This is a genomic window from Chryseobacterium sp. C39-AII1 (genome assembly GCF_039672645.1).
Taxonomy (GTDB): domain Bacteria; phylum Bacteroidota; class Bacteroidia; order Flavobacteriales; family Weeksellaceae; genus Chryseobacterium.
In genome coordinates, this window is the sequence record NZ_JBDFPQ010000008.1 from 134,173 (window position 1) to 154,807 (window position 20,635).

Genomic DNA, 20,635 nt, shown 5'->3' on the forward strand with positions numbered 1-20,635 from the left:
ATTATGACAGATATCAAAGAAAAATTTCCGGCAATGGAATCCCAAATCAGTTACTCGGCTAGGATTTTTGGAGCAATATTAATCTGGTTCATTATTGTAGTATTCTCCGGACTTTCAATTTTCACGTTTTATGAATTATTTCGTCACGATTTGATAGATAATTTGATGAAAGATACCTCAACTTTATTACTATTATTCTTACTGGCGATTGTTTGTGGGCTTGGGAGTTTTGTCATTGCTATCCATTTTATCCGAAACAGAAAACGAAATAAATACAGTGTATTGGTGAATGACCAAGGCGCTTTTATCTTTTCGCCGGATGGTAAAATTTCAGAAGAGTTTTTATATTCAGACTTGTGCGCTGCAAAGGAAAATTATAAATCTGATATAAGCGTTCTGCTCAACTTTAAGCGTGTAAGCACAAAATTAATTGTCTATAAAAAAGATAAATCTAACAGAGCTCACGAACGTATTCTGAGCTTTCAGTGGGAATATCATCCTTTAAAAAACAAATTCCAGCTTTACAGGCATTTTCTAAAAGGAGTACAGATTTTCCGTCCGGATATAAAAATTCAACCTAATACTTTGGTCTATTTTAAACTGATGCCTCCGCCTGAATTAACGGAATCTCAAAAGAAATATGATAAAATATTCAATATTGTCTTTTATATCTTTGGGATTGCTATCCTGATATTCATTATTTATGTTATATGGATGTTCATCAAGATCTTTTTTTACAAGTAAAACCATTCTCTTATTTTTTTAATTCCATGAAAACTCATTGATTTAATTATTTTTAATTTATAATTAATCCCAATCAGGATTTAATTAAAACCAATCCATTTGTAATAAAACCGCTTTAGGATTTGTTATAAATGAACTCATTTTAATTAAATCCTTATTAGATCTCATTTCAAATAGATCTAATGATAATAAATCCTGACAAGGTTTTAATATAAAGTACATCTCCTGTAAATAATCCTTATATTATTTTAACTAAAATAAGAACAGGTATACCCTTTCATCATTATCTTTAAGAAAACAGATGAAAATTTCATATTATTTTAAGGTAAATTTCTCTTCTAAGCTATTTTTATGGAGTAACTTTGCACTTTAATTTTTTTCACAATGGATAGTTTAGTAAATCGGTCAGAGAATGTTAACTTATCCTTGATTACTTATGTATGTTTTACGTTTGTAGGTTACTTTATCATAGGATTATCTCTGTCTGTTCTTCCGATTTTTATTAATAAAAGTTTAGGATTTAGTTTAGTAGTTGCCGGATTGGTGATCAGTCTTCAATATGTTTCCACGTTTTTTCTGAGGGCATATTCGGGTAAGATTATTGATGGAAAAGGTCCGAAACCTGCTGTCTTATTTAGTATGGTCAGTTTTTCACTGACAGGAATATTTTTAATCATTGCTTATTATTTTAAATTCTCCCCTTTCATCAGTCTTTCGTTTTTAGTGGTTACACGTTTACTCACAGGTTGTGCGGAGGGAATGATTGGCGCGAGCCCGATCAACTGGGCGATTATGGCAGTTGGAGAAAAGCATACCGCAAAAATCATTTCTTACAATGGTGTTGCCTGTTACGGAGCTTTAGCGATTGGTGCTTCTTTGGGCGTTACGATTGAACATGAATTCAGTTTATATGGAATCGGGATTCTTTCCATTATTCTGGGTATTTTAGGATTTCTTTTTGCCAAAACAAAAGAAAATAAAACCAATACCAATCCTCAGGAAGCACAGTCTTTCTGGAAAGTTTTGGGTAAAGTTGCCCCTTTCGGCGTTTGTCTGGCTTTAGGTGGGATTGGTTTTGCAAGCATTTCCACTTTTATCACCTTATATTACAACTATTTCCACTGGAATAACGGTGCTTTGTGTTTAAGTATTTTTGGAGGATTGTTTGTTGCCGGAAGATTGGTTTTCAGTAATGTCATCAATAATTATGGTGGAATTAAAGTTGCCATCGCTTGTCTTATTGTAGAAACTATCGGACTTTTAATTATCGCCTTCGCAACCAATTCTCAAATGGCATTGTTAGGAGCCGGAGTTACCGGTTTAGGATTTTCATTAATATTTCCAGCATTGGGAGTTGTTGCGATTAAAAGTGTTTCGCCATCAAGTCAGGGTTCTGCATTGGCAGGTTACGGACTTTTTATTGATCTCTCATTAGGTGTTGCCGGACCACTAATTGGTGGTGTGGCAGATATATACGGGATGAGTTATATTTTCCCTTTCAGTGCAGGAATGGTTTTCGTGGGATTGGGATTAGCTTATCTTCTTAAAGTAAAATCAAGTTTAAAACATTAATTGCACGAATTTTATTTAGAAATTTAAATATTTTTCTAAATCAATTGTAATTATTAGTGTAAAAATCAATAATATGAATTTTCAGGTTGGTTTTTCACAAAGGCGCAAAGTTTTTTTATTTAAATATAATGTTTTAAGGCACGAGGATTTTATCTGCGATAAAATTAATTATTAACATTATAAAAGAAAATCTTCGATTTTCTCCTTGTATCTTAAAAACAGAATACTTCTACTAAACCTTACGCCTTTGTGTTTTTCCAACAAATTCAAACTCATCATAGTCTTTAATCAAAAATAAAAATCAAATTTTCAGGATTCGACAAAATTCACGATTTTTGCAACTTCAAAATACGATATGTCAGACTTAATCAAAGAAATAGAAAAAAGAAAAACCTTCGGGATTATCTCTCACCCCGATGCCGGAAAAACCACTCTTACAGAGAAGTTACTACTTTTCGGGGGTGCAATTCAGGAAGCGGGTGCGGTGAAATCCAACAAAATAAAGAAAGGAGCTACCTCCGATTTCATGGAAATTGAAAGACAGAGAGGGATCTCCGTTGCAACTTCCGTGTTGGCTTTTGAATACAGAGATCACAAAATCAACATTTTGGATACTCCAGGTCACAAAGATTTCGCCGAAGATACCTACAGAACTTTAACGGCTGTGGATTCAGTTATCGTTGTGATTGACGTTGCAAAAGGGGTTGAGGAACAGACAGAAAAGTTGGTTCAGGTTTGTAGAATGAGAAATATCCCAATGTTGGTTTTCATTAATAAACTTGACCGTGAAGGTAAAGATGCTTTCGATTTATTGGATGAAGTTGAACAGAAATTAGGATTAACGGTTTGTCCGCTTTCTTTGCCAATTGGTATGGGTAGTGATTTCCAAGGAATTTATAATATCTGGGAAAACAACATTCAATTATTCTTAGAAGAGAAAAAACAGAAGGTTGGAGATTCTATTAAGTTTGATGATATTAATGATACTTCGATCGATGATGTAATCGGTGAAAAAGCTGCGACTACTTTAAGAGAAGAGCTTGATTTAGTTCAGTCTGTTTATCCTGAATTTAATCGTGAAGATTATATGAAAGGTGATTTACAGCCTGTTTTCTTTGGTTCTGCCTTGAATAATTTTGGAGTTCGTGAATTATTGGATGCTTTCATCGACATCGCTCCAATGCCACAGCCAAAAGAAAGTGACACCCGTTTGGTAAAGCCTGAAGAAAGCACTTTTACAGGATTTGTCTTCAAAATCCACGCAAATATGGATCCGAAACACAGAGACCGTTTGGCTTTCGTGAAAATTGTTTCAGGAACGTTTAAAAGAAATGAAAATTACTTATTGGTAAGAGAAGGCAAAAAAATGAAATTCTCTTCACCGAATGCATTCTTTGCCGATAAAAAAGAAGTGGTAGACGAAAGTTTCCCTGGAGATATCGTAGGTCTACACGATACAGGAAGTTTTAGAATTGGCGATACGTTGACAGGTGGTGAAAAATTGAGCTTTAAAGGAATTCCGAGCTTCTCTCCGGAACATTTCAGATATATTAATAACAACGATCCGTTGAAGGCAAAACAACTGGCAAAAGGTATTGATCAGCTTATGGATGAAGGTGTTGCACAGTTGTTTACGCTTGAAATGAATGGCAGAAAAATCATTGGAACCGTAGGGGCGCTTCAGTATGAGGTAATCCAATACCGTCTGGAGCATGAATACGGTGCAAAATGTACCTATGAGCCACTTTCTATGCATAAAGCATGTTGGGTTGAAGCCGATGAAAAATCTGATGAATTCAAAGAATTTGCAAGATTGAAGCAGAGATTCTTAGCAAGAGACAAATACAACCAATTGGTTTTCTTGGCAGATTCTTCATTCACGATTCACATGACGCAGGAGAAATTCCCGAATGTGAAACTGCATTTTATTAGTGAATTTAGAAATGCTTAAATCAACAAAACATTTTAATAATATAAATCCGTGGAAATATTTCTACGGATTTTTTTGTTAAATTCATTATTAATAAATTTTAATCATAATAAATCAATATTATTTGAAATACTATATGCTCCTTATAAAAAGTTTGATGTAAATTTAAAAAAGTAAAGCATAAAAAACATCATATCCATGGAACAACAAAGTATTATCGCTGGTTTTCAGCAAGTCGATCATTCTCAGCATCAATTTTTAATGAAATTTTTAGAAGATGTAGCAGATCAATCCGTAGTAAAAGAATCTTTAGAATTACAGATAAAATTGCTTGATGCAAAACCGGGCGACCACCTACTCGATGTGGGTTGCGGAATTGGAATTCAGGCAAAAAGAATTGCGGAAGAAGTTGCTCCAACAGGAAAATTCGTGGGAACAGATATGAGCAATGTTATGATTGAATTGGCTAAAGAAAGAACTGCTGACCTAAATTTACCCATAGAATTTTATGTGGCAGAAGCTGACTCACAACCTTTTCCCGATGAATCTTTTGACGGAATTCGAACTGAACGCGTTTTAATGTACATCAGCAATACTCAAAAAGTATTTCAGGAATTTATGCGACTTCTAAAACCAGGTGGTCGACTTGTCGTTTTTGATTTTCATTGGGATGGATCTCTGATTTCACATAAAGATAAGGTCTTAACGCGAAAAATAATTCAATATACTACAGACAGTTTTCCTAATGGTTATTTAGGAACAGATTTGCATAGGCAATTACGAAATGTTGGATTTCAAAATATAAATATCCAGCCCTATAACTATTCCGGAACCAACGAAATATTATTTGAGCTTATAAAAAGAGCTTATGGAGGAATTTTGCAGTCTGGAGTTGAAAACGGAACATTTACACAACATGAAATTGACAACTGGTGGCAAGCTCTTGAAGATGATGCTGAAACCGGAAACTTTTTTGTTTCTTTAGCAGGGATTATTGCGTATGGAACTAAGGGCTAAAAAATACAAACCCTCAACTATTTACTTAACAAAATTCAAAAATAAAGTGGTAAAATAAAAAGACTTATTATCTTTTCATTTTACCACTATTTTAGTAAGATATATAGAAATTTTTTCTTCCTGTTATTCCATAAATAGACTATTATTCTTTAATCCATTTAATGGTTTTTTCAAAATCTTTCGTTTTAATTTTCAATAAATAATCACCTTTAGTTAAATGCGTAAGATCAAAAGTTCCTAAGTTATCTTTGCTCAATTTGTTGTTTAATGAATTAAATACCAATCTTCCGCTTGTATCATAAACAGTAACATCAAAATTATCTTTTTGATTGCTAAATTTAATATTTAAAAGTCCTTTACTTGGATTAGGATATACCGCAAAAGCATCTTTATTTGCAGCCGTTTCACTCACAGCCAAAACCTGCTGAGTAATAGTAAAGTTAACAGGATTGATATTGTAGAAAACATTTCCTACAGATGCCACCATAATTCTTGCCTGTGTAGTACCAACATTCGGAATTGTGATCGTCTCTGAACCATCATTTGGCGTAGAAGCCACAATTGTAGTTGGATACGTAAGTCCGCCGTCTGTAGACAATAAGATAGCTACATTAGCACAATTTACAGGAGCTGCGGTTGTATTAGCCACATTCCATGTTATTGTTTGCGTAGAATTACCTGCCCAGTTTACTGCAGTACCAGGTGCTGTTACTATAAAAGGTCCTGAAGCACCATCTACTGTAACGGCAGCATCATCATTCGCTACCCCTGCACATCCTGCATTATTATCTCTTACCGTTAACCTAAACTGCATTGTTCTTGCATACGATGGTAAAACCTCTCCTATTGTTACTGTATTATTAATAACGTCTGTAAGTTTAGGAAAATATCTATATGGAACCGTTACTGGCAAAAAAGATCTGAATATAGCTGCATTTCCTGATGGAGTATTCCAGTTACCAGCAGGGCCGATATCATTTTGCTCCCATGAATAGGTCAACGCATTATTCTCTGCGTCTGTTGCAGAACCTGTTAATTTAAAAGGAGTACTTTTAGGAATTGTATAATCATTACCTGCATTTACAACAGGTGCCGTATTGGAAACCGGAGTTGTTACCTGGCATGTTTTAGATAAAACTGTTTGTGTGATCGATTGGAATGAATCAGTATGAAAAGTTGCAATACTGTTAGCTGCCAAATTATTAGCGCTACCGCAAATACCAGCGTATGCCATAATTGTTATTCCGCTTCCCGGTTCTACAGCATGGGCAGCGCTTCGGTTACCACCTCCACAATTCACTGTAGTTGAATTGAAGGTATGTGGCCCTCCAAACTGATGTCCCACTTCATGCGCAACATAATCAATATCATAAGGATCTCCCACAGGATTTGGCGATCCGGTAATTCCTCTTGCTTTATTTGAATCACTACAAATAACTCCTAAACCGGCTAATCCGCCACCGCCCGTACTGAAAGTATGTCCAATATCATAATTTGTTGCTCCAATGATAGAATTAATGTTATTCTGACTTTCAGTAATTAATACATTAGCATTATTATTCCCATTGAATGGATCCGTATCTGGATCTACAAACACCACAGAAGCCTCATTATCTATAAGAACCAATCTTACAGCTAATTCCTGCTCGTATACTCCGTTTACTCTATTTACCGTTGTTACTATTGCAGAAAGAGCCTGTGCAACGGTAGGAGAAGCCAGCCCTGTAGCAGCCTTTGCATATTCGCCCGTACATGCCACCACAAATCTGAAAATTCTGATCTGGCTACCTACGCTTGGCGTTACGCTTTTTTGTAGATTTTTTTTTTCTATACCCAGCTCCTCATCTTGTGCATCACAAATTCTTGGTGTTTTATTAATCAAATCGCTTTTACGGTAAATAATGTAATTATTCACATCACTTTTCATATAAGGATCAATATATAGATCGCCTGTAATCAAAGATTTTATCTGAGCGTGAAATCCAAGCTCTGTAATATCCATCTTTAGAGTTGCATATTTATCATCAACACCTTGCCCCGTAAGCGTTACTAATTGAGGAAACTGTTGAGCTAATTTTGATCCCATCACAGAAGACTTCCAGATTCTGAATTTAGCTTTTGTACCATCAGGCATTGGAAGAAGAATAATCGGAGCCTGATCTTTAGATTCATTATCTCTTAGTTCCGGAACAGAATTTAGATACCCTTTAATAGCCGTAACATCTAGTTTATAGGTAAGGTATTTTTCGGGTTCAACTGTTCTTTTTGCAGGATCTGCTTTAATAGATCTTTCGTCGATTTTAGAAAAATAATCCTGGGCTTTTGCTAAGGGAAAGGATAAAATACATATCCCCAAATAGAGTAATTTTTTAATTTTCATATTTCATTTATTTAAAGTTTTTGAGAAGTAAATATATTTTTCATATTATTTTAATCATTCAACAATTTCATTATTTATTATCCTATTTAAACAAATATATTGAAAAAAGAAATACAAATTACTGAAATTAAGACAACTGAATAATAATTCAACAAATAATGAATTTTAAAAACTGAATATAATATTTTTAAATTAATTAAAAGAAAATTCCATAAAAGTGATTGTATAAATTGTAAAACTCTTGTAAAACACATACAAAATATTGATTTTTAATTAAATAAAACTTTACGACAGAAATACATTCCTTTTACAATCTTTACAAAAGCTTCACTCCTAATTTTACTTCATCAAAAAAATTAATCTTATGAAAAAGTTCATATTAATGGTTGCCGCATCAAGCATCTTTATCATGTGTAAAAAAGGAGAAGCAACAAATTCTAGTGTTGAAAATGCTATGAGTTCAGCAGATAGTGCAATATCGGTTGCTTCAGATAAAATAAACGAAGCGAGCGATCAGGCAAGCGCTGCGTTAGATTCTGCAAATGTAAAGATCAAAGATTTTGAACATGCTAAACATGATGTTCAGGAAAAAATAGAAAGTACAGCTAAAATTGTAGATTCACTTTCAAACAAAATCTCGTCTGTAAAATTAGAAACAGAAAAGAAAGATTCAATTCAGAAAAAAGATGATAAAATTGTGGTGAATGTTCCGGCTCCAAAAGTCATCAAGGAAACAAAAGTTATTTATAAAGACAAACCAAAGAACGAAAATTTTGAACTAAATCTTCCTAAAAACAAAATGGTAAAATCTGGTTTTATCTCCATTAATGTAGATAATGCCGAAACGATGAAAGAAATTGTACGTGAAGAAGTAAAAAAGAACAAAGGTTTTATCGCCAGTGAAGAAATGTCTTATGTAGAATCTAGTTCGGTAAATAATTCATATAATTCTGATGATGAAAGAAAATCTTACCTTTTAAAAGTAAAAATTCCGATTCAGAATTTTGACGATCTGATGAGCGAGCTTAATTATAATCTCGGCGATGTCGAAAGCAAAAACGTAGAAGTTTTGGGCGATAAATACGTCGAAAATGCGATTTGCAGTATCTCAATTTCTTTAACCGATAAATCTGAAGTTACAAAAGAACCGAAAACCTTTGGTGAAAAATCTTTTGCCGCGATAGAATCTGGTTGGGATGTGATTACCTCTATATTTCTATTTATTCTTCCGTTGTGGCCTTTACTTTTGGCTGGCGGAATCGGATATTATTTCTATAAAAAGAAAACTAAACCCAACTCTGAAAATAATTTAAATGAATAAAAAACCCTTGTTTTACAGGAAAAAATTATTTTAATATTTTTTTAATTAATTTTTCATTAATATAAAATTTCTTCTTTTTAAATTTATGATATAATAAAACAAACGGAAATTTGTTTTAGATTTAATAAAGAAATAATTTTTCTATTATATTTTATATTAAAGTTATGATTTGGTGTAAAAATAAGGCCCTCGATTGAGAGCCTTATTTGTTTTTACTATTTCATGTGTTCTGCTTTATCTGAAATAAGTCAGTTTTTAAGCAATTTATTTTGAAATGCTTCTTGAAATCACAATTTTCTGGATTTCAGAAGTTCCTTCATAAATCTGAGTGATTTTTGCATCTCTCATTAATCTTTCAACGTGATATTCTTTTACATATCCGTATCCGCCGTGGATTTGAACTGCTTCAATCGTAGTATCCATCGCAACCTGAGAAGAATATAATTTAGCCATCGCTCCACTTTCAGAAATATCTTTTCCGGCATCTTTCTCACAAGCCGCCTTGAAACAAAGCATTCTTGCCGCCGTAATCTGAGTCGCCATATCTGCCAATTTGAAAGCAATCGCTTGGTGATTAATAATCTCAGTTTTGAAAGCTTTTCTTGTTTTAGCATATTTCAACGCCAATTCGTAAGCTCCGGAAGCAATACCTAAAGCCTGAGAAGCAATACCAATTCTACCACCGTTCAAAACAGCCATAGCAAAATTGAATCCGAAACCGTCTTCCCCGATTCTGTTTTCTTTTGGTACTTTTACGTTGTTGAAGATCAAAGAATGCGTATCACTTCCTCTGATTCCCAATTTGTCTTCTTTTGTTCCGATTTCGAAACCTTCCCAACCTCTTTCAACGATAAACGCATTGATTCCTTTATGTTTTTTCTCAGGGTCAGTTTGTGCAATTACGATATAATATGTAGCTGTTCCACCATTTGTAATCCAGTTTTTAATACCATTTAAAAGATAATAATCCCCTTTATCCTCAGCAGTTGTTTTCTGAGAAGTTGCATCAGATCCCGCTTCCGGCTCAGACAAAGCAAAAGCTCCGATTACCTGTCCGCTAGCAAGAGGTGTAAGATATTTCACTTTTTGCTCCTCAGAAGCGAATTTTTCAAGACCTGCGCAAACCAATGAATTGTTTACAGACATTACAACAGCCGCAGAAGCGTCGATTTTTGCAATCTCCTCCATTGCCAAAACGTAAGAAACGCTGTCCATCCCAGCACCACCGTACTTAGGATCTACCATCATTCCTAAAAGCCCCATCTCTCCCATTTTTTTCACCTGCTCCGTAGGAAACTTCTGATCTCTGTCTCTTTCGATTACTTCAGGTAAAAGTTCGGTTTGTGCAAAATCTCTTGCCGCCTGCTGAATCATCAGCTGCTCTTCTGATAAATTAAAGTCCATAAAAATTAATAATTAGATAGTCGCTAATTTACACTTTTTGAGCAAATCTGAAAATAGAATTGAAACTTCCTGTTTACGCCCTGACAGATAGCGATTAAAGAGATTCAGCAAAGATTCAACATCATATAAATTATCACTAAAAATTCGCTTTTCGGCTTACTTATTATTGATAAATTATTGCGAATATTTTATCGATTCCTAAATCTAACAATCAAATTTCTCTAATTAAAAAAAATTCTTATATTTAAATTAATTAAAATTATACCTAAAGAATCATGGCCATCAAAAGATTATTCGATATACCGCACTACGCTTTAGAAAAATATCCTAAATCGGATATGTTTGTGACCAAGTATCACGGCGAATGGAAGAAAACGTCTACCCAGGAATTTATCAATCAGGCAAATAAAATATCAAGAGGACTTTTAAAACTAGGCATAAAACCTGGTGATAAAATAGCTTTAATTACTACAAATTCCCGTACAGAATGGGCGGTTATGGATTTGGGACTTTCCCAGATCGGAGTGGTTTCTGTACCTGTTTACCCTAGTATTTCGCCGGAAGATTACGAATTTATCTTTAATAATGCTGAAATTCACTATTGCTTTGTTTCAGATAAAGAGCTTTTCAATAAAGTAACTAAGGTAAAACATAATATCCCGTCTTTACAGGGAATTTTCACATTTGATAATGTAACAGGTGCTGCCAACTGGAAAGAAATTTTGGATCTTGGTGAAGATGATTCTACTCAAATTGAAGTGGAAGATCTTTCTAAAGCCATTAATTCTGATGATTTGGCAACCATTATTTACACTTCCGGAACAACAGGAAGGCCGAAAGGTGTACTGCTGACGCATGACAATATTGTTTCAAATGTGTTGGGATCTATTCCGAGAATTCCGAAGAAAAAAAGTTTAGACTATAAAGATACGAGGGTTTTAAGCTTTTTGCCGATCTGTCATATTTTCGAAAGAATGCTTTTCTACCTTTTCCAATACAATGGTTTTTCGATTTATTTCGCTGAAAGTATTGATAAAATGGGCGAAAACGTAAAAGAAGTAAAGCCTCACTACATGAGCGTTGTACCAAGATTGGTTGAGAAAGTATATGATAAAATTTATGCAACAGGTTCTTCTGCCGGAGGTTTAAAACAAAAAATATTCTTCTGGGCACTTAATCTTTTGAGCAAAAAGAAAACAGTTTCTAAACCATCAGGATTGCTTGAAATTATTGCTGACAAACTTGTTTTCAAAAAATGGAGAGAAGGTTTGGGAGGTGAAATTATAACTTTAGTTTCAGGTTCTGCCGCTTTGTCAACAAGATTAAATTTACTATTTCAAAATGCGGGAATTCCAATTTTGGAAGGCTATGGTTTAACAGAAACTTCGCCTGTAATTTCTGTAAACAGTTTCGGTAAAATGAAGATAGGAACGGTTGGTCCACCATTGGATAATTTACAAGTAAAAATTCAGGAAGATGGAGAAATTACCGTAAAAGGTCCTTCTATATTTAAAGGTTATTTCAAAAATGAGGAAATGACGAAAGAAGCTTTTACAGAAGATGGTTATTTTAAAACCGGAGACATCGGCTTAGTCGACAGTGACGGGTTTCTACAAATCACTGATCGTAAGAAAGAAATGTTTAAAACATCAGGAGGTAAATATATTGCTCCTCAAACGATAGAAAATTTGGCAAAAGCTTCTAAATTTATCGAACAGATCATGGTTGTGGGTGATGGTGAAAAAATGCCAACAGCTTTAGTTCAGCCTGATTTTGAATTTGCGAAAAGCTGGGCAATGAGAAACAATCTAAACATAGGTTCTACTCCTCAGGAAATTGCGAAAAGCCCCGAATTAAAGGAAAGAATCGAAAAAGAGATGGATAACATCAACGAACATCTTGGAAACTGGGAAAAGATCAAAAAGATAGAGCTCACACCAGAAGTTTGGAGCATTGAAGCCGGACTTTTAACCCCAACTTTAAAGTTAAAAAGAAAAGCCATAAAAGAGAAGTTTATGGATCTGTATAATAAAATGTACGAACATCACGAATAATATCAACCGCTTCTTTGGAGGCGGTTTTTTTATGCAAACACGAATGCATAAATTTTTGCACAATAACACAATTATTTAAAATTTCCGAACAGAATGTAACGTTATTTTATCTCTCGCAGATTTAGCAAATTTAGCAGATGACTGCGTTTAAAATCTGCGTCATCTGCAAAATCAGCGAGAGACTAAAAACAAAAAAGCTGTCTCAAAATTGAAACAGCTTCTATATTTTTAAAAATAAGTAATTAGAATTTAATTACAGATTTCATTCTTTCGTTTTCTTCCATTACCAACTCGTCGTCAACAAGGATTTTTCCTGAATGCTCATCGATAATGATTTTCTTTCTCTGAGCGATTTCCATTTGCTTTTGAGGCGGAATTGTAAAGAATGAACCTTTCGGTGCACCTCTTTCCAAACCTACAACCGCAAGACCATTTGGAGAGTTTGTTCTGATTCTGTTGTAAGAAGCCAATAACCTCTCATCGATCTTACCTGCGAATTCTTTAGACTGCTCGATCAAATATTCTTCTTCTTTTTGAGTTTCAGAAATAAGACCGTCTAATTCTTCTTTTTTGAATTTTAAGTGATTTTTAAGATCAGAAATCTTATTGTTAAGCTCGCTTAAAGTTTCGTTTTTGTGAGCAATTTTAGCTCCGAATTCTTTAATTCTTTTCTCAGCAAGTTGAATTTCAAGCTCCTGATATTCAGTTTCTTTACCTAAAGCTTCAAATTCTTTGTTGTTTCTTACGTTATCTTGTTGAGATTTGTATTTTTCGATCAAAGACTTTGCATGGTTGATTACCTCATGCTTAGTTTTGATTTGGTCGTCCTGCTCTTTAATATCTGTATGAAATTTTTCAGCTCTTTTCTCAAGACCTTCAATTTCGATTTCAAGGTCTTCCACCTCGATTGGCAATTCTCCTCTTGTATTTCGGATTTCATCCAATCTAGAATCAATGATTTGTAAATCGTATAAAGCTCTTAATTTCTCTTCAACTGAAATATCGTTGGTTTTTGCCATATTTAAATGAAATAATTTACTGGGTTGGTTTTCTCAATAGATTTTGAAATTGCAAATGTACTAAATTTTTGTGATAAAATTTCAAATAATTGTTGCGTTACAAATTGTTCAGATTCATAATGCCCGATATCGCAAATCAACATCTTAGATTCGGCGAGGAAAAAATCGTGGTATTTGATATCTCCCGTAAGATAAGCGTCGCATTTTTTAGACAAAGCCGATTTTATAGCACTCGCCCCAGAACCACCTAAAACCCCTACTCTTCTTATCTTTTTTCCGGTAAAATCTGAATGTCTGATGATCTCTAAATTGAATTTCTCTTTCACCAATTTCAGAAAGTCAGCTTCCTCCATCGCTTCTTCAAATTCGCCAAACATTCCCAAACCTGTGTGATGATTGTCATTATCCAACGAATAAATCTGATGAGCCACTTCTTCATAAGGATGTGCAGCTTTCATCGCTGCAACAATCTGGCCTTGCTTATAGCTTTCAAAAATTACAGAAATCATATCTTCATCAGCATTTTCTCTGATATTTTGCTGTCCGGAAAAAGGTTTGGAACCTTCTATTGGTCTGAAAGTCCCGTTTCCGTTGATGGTGAAACTGCATTCATCATAAAAACCGATATTTCCCGCCCCTGCCGAAAACAAAGCTTCTTTTACATTTTCAGAATGATCTTTAGGAACGAAAACCGTTAATTGTTTTAAATTATTTTTTTTAGGCTGAAGAATTTTCAAATCTTTTAAACCTAAATGATTACAAATTCCTGCATTTACACCAAAAAAATCATTATCCCAAGCCGTATGAATCGCATAAATGGCCACTTTATTTTCAATTGCTTTTAAAACGGCTCTTTCAACGTAATTTTTCCCGGTTAATGATTTTAACCCGGAGAAAATAATCGGATGAAAACATACTATCAAATTACAATTTTTCTGAATAGCTTCATCCACAACATTTTCAAGCGCATCGTGGCAAACCAAGATTCCGCTCACATTGCGACTTGGGATGCCGCACAGCAATCCTACATTATCAAAATCTTCTGCCTGCTGCAACGGAATGCGCGTTTCTATTTTTGAAACTACTTCGCTTATTGTCATTTTATTCTGTATGTTTGTTACGAAAATAGGCATAATTTGTTAATTTAGAAAAAACAATAAAAATGGAAAAAGAACACAGTCTTGTTCCCGAAGATTCGCTTTGGAAAAGGCATGTTTACCGAATTATTTATCGTTCAGACACCAAACTCGGAAAATTATTCGACATTACTTTATTGTCATTAATTCTTGTAAGCACCTTCATTATTATGATGGAAAGTGTTCCCAAGCTTGATAATAAATACCATTATACCTTCATTATTCTTGAATGGATTATTTCATTGTTTTTCACGGCAGAATATTGGTCGAGAATAGCCGTGGTGAAGAATAAGAAACATTATATTTTCAGTTTTTTCGGAATTATAGATTTTTTTGCGCTGGTTCCTTTTTATCTGAGTTTTATTTTTCCGGTGACAAAATATTTTCTGATTTTCAGAATGTTGAGAATGCTTAGAGTTTTCCGTGTTTTCAATCTTTTAGATTTCATGAATGACGGAACTGTGATTGTAAGAGCTTTAAAAAACAGCTCACGAAAAATTTATATTTTCCTTTTATTTTTAATTATTTTCTCAGTAATCGTTGGTTCTCTGATGTTTATGGTGGAAGGCGGAAGACCTGGTTTTGAAACGATTCCGCAATCTATTTATTGGGCGGTAGTTACGGTAACAACAGTTGGTTACGGAGATGTTTCACCAATAACCCCAATGGGAAAATTTTTCGCTGTAGTCTTAATGTTAGCAGGTTATTCAATCATCGCGGTTCCTACCGGAATTGTAACAGCGGAAATGAGAAACAAACGACAAAACCTTGAAAAAGTATGCGAACGATGCGGAAATGAAGATATTGACGATGATGCGAGATATTGTAAACAATGTGGCAAGAAATTAGCTTAGTTTAAAATATTAACCAAATATCACAAAATCATGGAACCTAAAAAGAAAAACAAGCCCAACAGTTTAGTAGTTATTCTATTTGCGCTTGTTATATTAATGATTATTATCTACTTTGTCCTCGTAACATTTTTCCCGGCAATATTTGATATGATGAATACCGGTGAACTACAGCCTGTTCCTGCGGATAAATAAACAACAATAAAGGTGGCAAAATTGCCACCTTCCTTTTTTTTAAAATTTTATATTATTTAGGGTAAATTTTAAACCAAATTAACTTCAGAATGGTAAAATTAAAGTTATTTCTTAATAGTTTTAATCGTCACTTGCGTACCATCTGACTTAAACAGTGTGATAAGATACATTCCCTGTTTTAAATCTTCCAGATATAACGTTTGCGAAGGCTTATCAATTGTTTTGATTAATCTTCCTGAGATATCTGTAATCGAAAGAGATTTTACGTTAGAAACATCCGAAATAGTAATGTTATCTGTAAATGGATTCGGATACACCTTAATAGCTTTATCTTTTTTAACCATCGCTGAAGTACTTAATACATTGCTCAACATATTAATAGTAAAAGTATCTTCCATTGCATCTGAAAAGCCGCTGAAATGCCCTACATTAACATAGTAAGTATTTCCCAAAACCGTCGGAATGCTGATAAATTCTCTTCCACCTTCTTCAAAATCATCAACAGTGCCTTCACAAATAAGATTATTGCAATTTCCGCTGTAAACCCCAATTTGAGGATCAAACAAACTATCGTTAGGCATTAAGACTTCGATATCTACATTTGTACCATTTCCTGTAAATTTAAACCATACTCCATCATTCATATGATCTTCCGTGCAGGTTGTGATAAAACCATTGTTATTGGTACTTCCCGCAGCATCTAACTGCGTATGATTATAAGGAAAACCTGCAACCGAGAAAGCTCCAAAACAATCATCATTAACAGGCGCAGGAGGCATCGTTCCCACGCAAACATTGAAGCTTTGTGCATAATCCCCGCCCCAGTAGCTGTAAACTCTCACATAATACGTTTCTCCCACCGTAAGCCCCGGAACCAAGGAAGAATTTGAATCTGAACAAAAAATACTCGATAAATTTCCGCAATTTCCGCTAAAAACCTGAAAATTCATATCTGTACTATAATCTGAACCAATAGACTGAATATTTCGTAAAGAAATTACATGAGACGATTCTGTAGCAAAAAATTTAAACCAAACATCCGCATCGGGAAGTCCATTGCAAGGATCTGGTGTGATGCCTGAATCTGAACCGCCCAGATTATAACCTGCTGTTACAGTTCCACAATTCAAATCGGGATTTACTGTTAAAGGAACAGCATCAGAACATTCATCATTCGTTGGAGTAAGCGGAACAGTTGTGAATTTAGAAACTGAACATCCGGCAGATTCTCCCGCCGCAGTTATTGCTATTAATTTAATATAATAAGATGAATTGATATTCAAAGTTGGCGCGGGAGTGTAATTTGTTGCAGAGGTTAATTGCTGACTTACAATATCTTCACCTCCCGGTGTCGTACCTACAGAAATTCTATACTGTAAGGCTCCTGGCACTGCAACCCAGCTAATTTGCGGATTAATGAAAATGAATTCGGAATTATCACTTGGAAAAGTAATGGTAGGACAAGCCGGTGTAGTATTAGCCGTTAATCCTTCTATGGAAATAACAGATTTTGTATCATTTGGAGTTCCGGAAGGGGGCGAAGAAAGATTAGGATTGGTAAAATCGCTTCTAAAATACATAGATGAGCGCGGAGCAGAATCGTAAACATAAAAAGCTTCGGCACTTCCATCATAACCGGGATCACTTTCTTTAATGGCAACCACCAAATTATCAGCATTATTATAAAAGAAAGGCGTTGTGAAATTTATACTTACCACTCCATTATTATTCAGCACATTACCTGAAAAAACCTGAGTGAGCTGAGAGACTGGAATCCAGCTATTTTCGAAGTCAAAACTTCCTTTACTCGTATGCCCAACGTAGACTGCCCAATTTGATGAATTTGTTAAAGATAATGTATTATTTAAATAAAATTTTAATCCTGTAATGCTTCCCGCAGAGACGGCATTGATTTCATATTTACTAAAAATTTGCTGAACGTAAGAATAGCTGTAGTAATTGCTGATAGGCTGCGGACCAGCTGACGTACTTCCTGTGCCCAAGTTTATCTGAGCGTGTGTAATCATACCTATTAGAAATAAGCATGAAAGTAGAATTTTTTTCATAAGCAGTAATTTATTTTGTGTATTACTAATTTAGCAATAATAAACACATATACTTATGATTTCAATTATAATTCATCATAAAAATATAGCGACTAAAAAATATTAGCCGCTATATTGAGTTTTTATGAAATTAATTCAATTTATTTCTTGATTGCCTTAATGACTTGTCTTGTTCCATCTTTCAATTCAAGTGCAATAAGATACAATCCTTGCTTTAAATCTCCCAAACGAAGAGTTGAAGTTGGCTTATCAATTACTTTCACTAATTTTCCTGAAAGATCAATCACTGAAACTGACTTCACATTAGAAACATCAGAAATCGTAATTTCATCTACAAATGGATTTGGATAAATCTTAATATCTTTTGCTTTTGCAGATTGAACATCTGAAGTTGCCAATACTGCCGTTGAAGTAATATTCAGATTAAAGTTACCTTCTGCACTATCACTAGAACCACTGTAATATCCCACATTTACAAAATATTGAGTTCCCGCTACAGAATTGAAGGTATACGTTTCAACAGAACCATTACCACCAAAACTTGAATCAGCAGCTCCCACGCAAGTAAACGAACCGCAAGATCCACTATACACACTTACTTTATGATCCCAACTAGAAGTAGTAGTTGCTTTTACAGCAATTGTATTTCCGTCACCGATAAATTTAAACCACATTCCGTCATTAGCACCCGTGGAACAAGTCATCACATAACCCGATCCGTTGGTAGAACCCGCTCCGTCCGTCTGAGAATAAGTATAAGGGAAAGACGCAGCCTCCAAAGCTCCCGAGCAATCATCATTAGCTGGCGCGGCAACCGTATTTACAGTAAATGATCTTTCTGTACATCCTGTAGATGTATTGGTGTTTACCTTGTAATAATATTTCGTTCCTAAAGTTAATGGAGTTGTAAATGTATACGTTGTTACATTTCCAACATCTACATTATTCATAATATCAGAACCTCCAGAAGTAGTTCCCACTGTTAATGTATAAGATGAAGCAGTAGCAATACCATTCCATTTAATTGTAGGTTTTACAGGCTGAAGAGTCGCCCCATCACTAGGATAAGAAACTATAGGACATGCATTCTGAGTAGTGAAATTTCTCTCTGAACACCCAGAACTTGCCTGGGTAGCAGTATATCCGTTAACCGTATAATAATATTTAGTACTGAAAGCCAAAGGAGTTTGATATGTATAAGTGGTTACGTTTCCTACATCCACATTATTCATAATATCAGTTCCGCCAGCAGTAGTTCCTATCGAAATTCTATAACCTGTAGCTCCTGTTACCGCTGTCCACACAAATGTAGGCGTAATAGAAACATTTGTAGCAGATGCCGACGAAGGCGTAGTAACCGTAGGACACAATGATAATGTTGTAAAGTTTCTTTCTGTACAGCCTACACCTGTTTGAGCAGCTGTATACCCTACAATTGTATAGTAATATTTTGTATTATAGTTTAATGAAGAATTATAATTATACGTTGTTACATTTCCTAAGTCTAAAGCATTCAGAATATCCGTCCCCCCGGCTGTTGTACCGATAGAAATCTTGTACCCAGTTGCTCCGGCAATAGCAGACCACGCAAATGAAGGCGATACAGAAACTCCAGTCGCAGAAGAAGATGGAGTACTAACCGAAGGACACAATGTAAGCGTTGTAAAACTTCTTTCTGTACATCCTGAAGATGTAAGCGTCGCATTATAAGAATTAACGGTATAATAATACTTCGTTCCGTAATTTAAAGGCGTATTGTGAGTATAAGTTGTTACATTACCCACATCAGCATTATTTAATATATCAGTTCCCCCGGCAGTGGTACCGATAGAGATCTTATATCCGGTAGCTGTAGCACTTGCCGACCATGTAAAAGTAGGGGTAACGGAAACTCCCGTTCCTCCCGATGAAGGTGCAGATACTGAAGGGCAAGGTATATTTCTCGTAGTAAACACTCTTTCTGTACAACCTACTGTTGTTCCCACAGAATTCACAGGAGAAACCGTTAAATAATAATTGGTATAATAAGAAAGCGACGATGCAGAAGGCACAGTATAAGTTGTTACGTTTCCAACATTTACATTATTCATCACATCAGAACCTCCCGGCGTTGTTCCCAACTTCACCACATAAGAAGTTGCACCCGATGCTACCGCCCATGTAAATGTAGGAGTAAGAGAAACATTTGTTTCCGCTGCAAGAGGCGCGGTAATAGTGCTACAAGGAGGTGTAGAAGCAGGATTTAACCCTAAAATCTGCATCACAGCTCTTCCTTCACTTCTACTTCCCGAAGTTGGAGGACTAGCCGGATCTGGATTGGTCGTATCATTTCTGTAATACAAAGTAGTATTTGCAGCCGCAGTATATTTATAGAAATATTCATTTAATGAACTACCGACTGTATCATAACCGTCTTTATTTTCATCAACAGCAACCACAAGATTATCTACATTATTATAGGCAAAAGGGGTTGCAAATGTAATTTCAACAACTCCGTTATTGTTGGTTACCGTTCCGGCATACACCTGAGTAAGCGAAGAAAGCGGCACCCAGCTTGAATTGGAAGTAAAGTCATCACTGCTCGTATGTCCTAGATAAACAACAACATCGTCAGAATTCAACAAAGTTTTCGAAGCAGCAAGAAAAAACCTGATTCCCGTTATATTTCCGGCATTGGTATTAAGCTCAGATTTTTTAATGATTTGCTGAGTATAAGAAAATTTGTAATAGTTGCTCCAGGGAGCTGGTACGGAAGTCGGAGCAATTGCAGTTCCACCTCCTAATTGAAGTTGAGCAGACGCACTTACACCAAGTGCCATCATGCATGCAAGTAGAAGTTTTTTCATATATTAAAGAAATTTAAAATTCGTGGGTAAATGTAATAAAATATTACATACAATTCATATTTTATTTATTTTTTTTAATAATTAAACAAACATTTAACAA

General features: G+C 34.8%; 14 protein-coding genes. 8 read left to right on the forward strand and 6 right to left on the reverse strand.

Annotated features, from left to right (window positions below):
- The first annotated feature begins 3 nt into the window (after window positions 1-3).
- The 4 genes from ABEG63_RS13580 (at window position 4) to ABEG63_RS13595 (ending at window position 5,263) form a co-directional block, all read left to right on the forward strand.
- Window positions 4-744 carry a hypothetical protein gene (locus ABEG63_RS13580; RefSeq protein ID WP_346585505.1) on the forward strand — a complete coding sequence of 247 codons (741 nt, stop codon included), beginning with the start codon at window positions 4-6 and terminating at the stop codon, window positions 742-744.
- 384 nt (window positions 745-1,128) lie between these two features.
- Window positions 1,129-2,316 carry an MFS transporter gene (locus ABEG63_RS13585; RefSeq protein WP_346585507.1) on the forward strand — a complete coding sequence of 396 codons (1,188 nt, stop codon included), beginning with the start codon at window positions 1,129-1,131 and terminating at the stop codon, window positions 2,314-2,316.
- Between the two features lie 355 nt (window positions 2,317-2,671).
- Window positions 2,672-4,267, forward strand: a complete 1,596-nt coding sequence (locus tag ABEG63_RS13590) for a peptide chain release factor 3 (RefSeq protein ID WP_346585509.1) — start codon at window positions 2,672-2,674, stop codon at window positions 4,265-4,267.
- 177 nt (window positions 4,268-4,444) lie between these two features.
- Window positions 4,445-5,263 (forward strand): methyltransferase domain-containing protein, encoded by an 819-nt coding sequence (locus tag ABEG63_RS13595; RefSeq protein WP_346585510.1) that lies wholly within the window; start codon window positions 4,445-4,447, stop codon window positions 5,261-5,263.
- 142 nt (window positions 5,264-5,405) lie between these two features.
- On the opposite strand, the gene ABEG63_RS13600 is transcribed toward ABEG63_RS13595, so the two are convergent.
- The gene (locus ABEG63_RS13600) at window positions 5,406-7,643 is read right to left on the reverse strand and encodes a reprolysin-like metallopeptidase (RefSeq protein ID WP_346585512.1); all 2,238 of its coding nucleotides are present in this window, start codon (window positions 7,641-7,643) and stop codon (window positions 5,406-5,408) included.
- Window positions 7,644-8,007: 364 nt separating this feature from the next.
- On the opposite strand from ABEG63_RS13600, the gene ABEG63_RS13605 reads away from it, so the two are divergent.
- Entirely contained in the window at window positions 8,008-8,964 is a 957-nt protein-coding gene (locus ABEG63_RS13605) for a DUF4349 domain-containing protein (protein WP_346585513.1), read from the forward strand.
- Window positions 8,965-9,228: 264 nt separating this feature from the next.
- On the opposite strand, the gene ABEG63_RS13610 is transcribed toward ABEG63_RS13605, so the two are convergent.
- On the reverse strand, window positions 9,229-10,368 hold the full coding sequence (locus ABEG63_RS13610) for an acyl-CoA dehydrogenase (protein WP_267405991.1): 1,140 nt from the start codon (window positions 10,366-10,368) through the stop codon (window positions 9,229-9,231).
- 275 nt (window positions 10,369-10,643) lie between these two features.
- Between ABEG63_RS13610 and ABEG63_RS13615 the strand changes: the two genes are divergently transcribed.
- Complete coding sequence (locus ABEG63_RS13615; protein WP_346585514.1) at window positions 10,644-12,422, forward strand: long-chain fatty acid--CoA ligase; 1,779 nt, start codon at window positions 10,644-10,646, stop codon at window positions 12,420-12,422.
- Window positions 12,423-12,664: 242 nt separating this feature from the next.
- Here the strand turns inward: ABEG63_RS13615 and ABEG63_RS13620 are convergent, their stop codons facing one another.
- A complete protein-coding gene (locus ABEG63_RS13620) occupies window positions 12,665-13,441 on the reverse strand; it encodes a hypothetical protein (RefSeq protein ID WP_267405989.1) in 777 nt (258 codons plus the stop codon).
- Window positions 13,442-13,443: 2 nt separating this feature from the next.
- Window positions 13,444-14,541, reverse strand: coding sequence for a Nif3-like dinuclear metal center hexameric protein (locus ABEG63_RS13625; RefSeq protein WP_346585566.1), 1,098 nt, complete (start codon window positions 14,539-14,541; stop codon window positions 13,444-13,446).
- Between the two features lie 62 nt (window positions 14,542-14,603).
- On the opposite strand from ABEG63_RS13625, the gene ABEG63_RS13630 reads away from it, so the two are divergent.
- Both ABEG63_RS13630 and ABEG63_RS13635 read left to right on the forward strand, forming a co-directional pair.
- Complete coding sequence (locus ABEG63_RS13630) at window positions 14,604-15,431, forward strand: ion transporter (RefSeq protein ID WP_267405987.1); 828 nt, start codon at window positions 14,604-14,606, stop codon at window positions 15,429-15,431.
- A 30-nt stretch (window positions 15,432-15,461) separates the two neighbouring features.
- Complete coding sequence (locus tag ABEG63_RS13635) at window positions 15,462-15,623, forward strand: hypothetical protein (RefSeq protein ID WP_267405986.1); 162 nt, start codon at window positions 15,462-15,464, stop codon at window positions 15,621-15,623.
- 104 nt (window positions 15,624-15,727) lie between these two features.
- Here the strand turns inward: ABEG63_RS13635 and ABEG63_RS13640 are convergent, their stop codons facing one another.
- A complete protein-coding gene (locus ABEG63_RS13640) occupies window positions 15,728-17,689 on the reverse strand; it encodes a T9SS type A sorting domain-containing protein (RefSeq protein ID WP_346585516.1) in 1,962 nt (653 codons plus the stop codon).
- 140 nt (window positions 17,690-17,829) lie between these two features.
- Complete coding sequence (locus ABEG63_RS13645; RefSeq protein ID WP_346585518.1) at window positions 17,830-20,535, reverse strand: T9SS type A sorting domain-containing protein; 2,706 nt, start codon at window positions 20,533-20,535, stop codon at window positions 17,830-17,832.
- Window positions 20,536-20,635: the final 100 nt, after the last annotated feature.

Excerpts from the sequence above, each read along its gene's own strand:
- ABEG63_RS13580 (WP_346585505.1), top strand. The coding sequence starts at position 4 with ATGACAGATATCAAAGAAAAATTTCCGGCAATGGAATCCCAAATCAGT.
- ABEG63_RS13585 (WP_346585507.1), top strand. The coding sequence starts at position 1,129 with ATGGATAGTTTAGTAAATCGGTCAGAGAATGTTAACTTATCCTTGATT.
- ABEG63_RS13590 (WP_346585509.1), top strand. The coding sequence starts at position 2,672 with ATGTCAGACTTAATCAAAGAAATAGAAAAAAGAAAAACCTTCGGGATT.
- ABEG63_RS13595 (WP_346585510.1), top strand. The coding sequence starts at position 4,445 with ATGGAACAACAAAGTATTATCGCTGGTTTTCAGCAAGTCGATCATTCT.
- ABEG63_RS13600 (WP_346585512.1), bottom strand. The coding sequence starts at position 7,643 with ATGAAAATTAAAAAATTACTCTATTTGGGGATATGTATTTTATCCTTT.
- ABEG63_RS13605 (WP_346585513.1), top strand. The coding sequence starts at position 8,008 with ATGAAAAAGTTCATATTAATGGTTGCCGCATCAAGCATCTTTATCATG.
- ABEG63_RS13610 (WP_267405991.1), bottom strand. The coding sequence starts at position 10,368 with ATGGACTTTAATTTATCAGAAGAGCAGCTGATGATTCAGCAGGCGGCA.
- ABEG63_RS13615 (WP_346585514.1), top strand. The coding sequence starts at position 10,644 with ATGGCCATCAAAAGATTATTCGATATACCGCACTACGCTTTAGAAAAA.
- ABEG63_RS13620 (WP_267405989.1), bottom strand. The coding sequence starts at position 13,441 with ATGGCAAAAACCAACGATATTTCAGTTGAAGAGAAATTAAGAGCTTTA.
- ABEG63_RS13625 (WP_346585566.1), bottom strand. The coding sequence starts at position 14,541 with ATGACAATAAGCGAAGTAGTTTCAAAAATAGAAACGCGCATTCCGTTG.
- ABEG63_RS13630 (WP_267405987.1), top strand. The coding sequence starts at position 14,604 with ATGGAAAAAGAACACAGTCTTGTTCCCGAAGATTCGCTTTGGAAAAGG.
- ABEG63_RS13635 (WP_267405986.1), top strand. The coding sequence starts at position 15,462 with ATGGAACCTAAAAAGAAAAACAAGCCCAACAGTTTAGTAGTTATTCTA.
- ABEG63_RS13640 (WP_346585516.1), bottom strand. The coding sequence starts at position 17,689 with ATGAAAAAAATTCTACTTTCATGCTTATTTCTAATAGGTATGATTACA.
- ABEG63_RS13645 (WP_346585518.1), bottom strand. The coding sequence starts at position 20,535 with ATGAAAAAACTTCTACTTGCATGCATGATGGCACTTGGTGTAAGTGCG.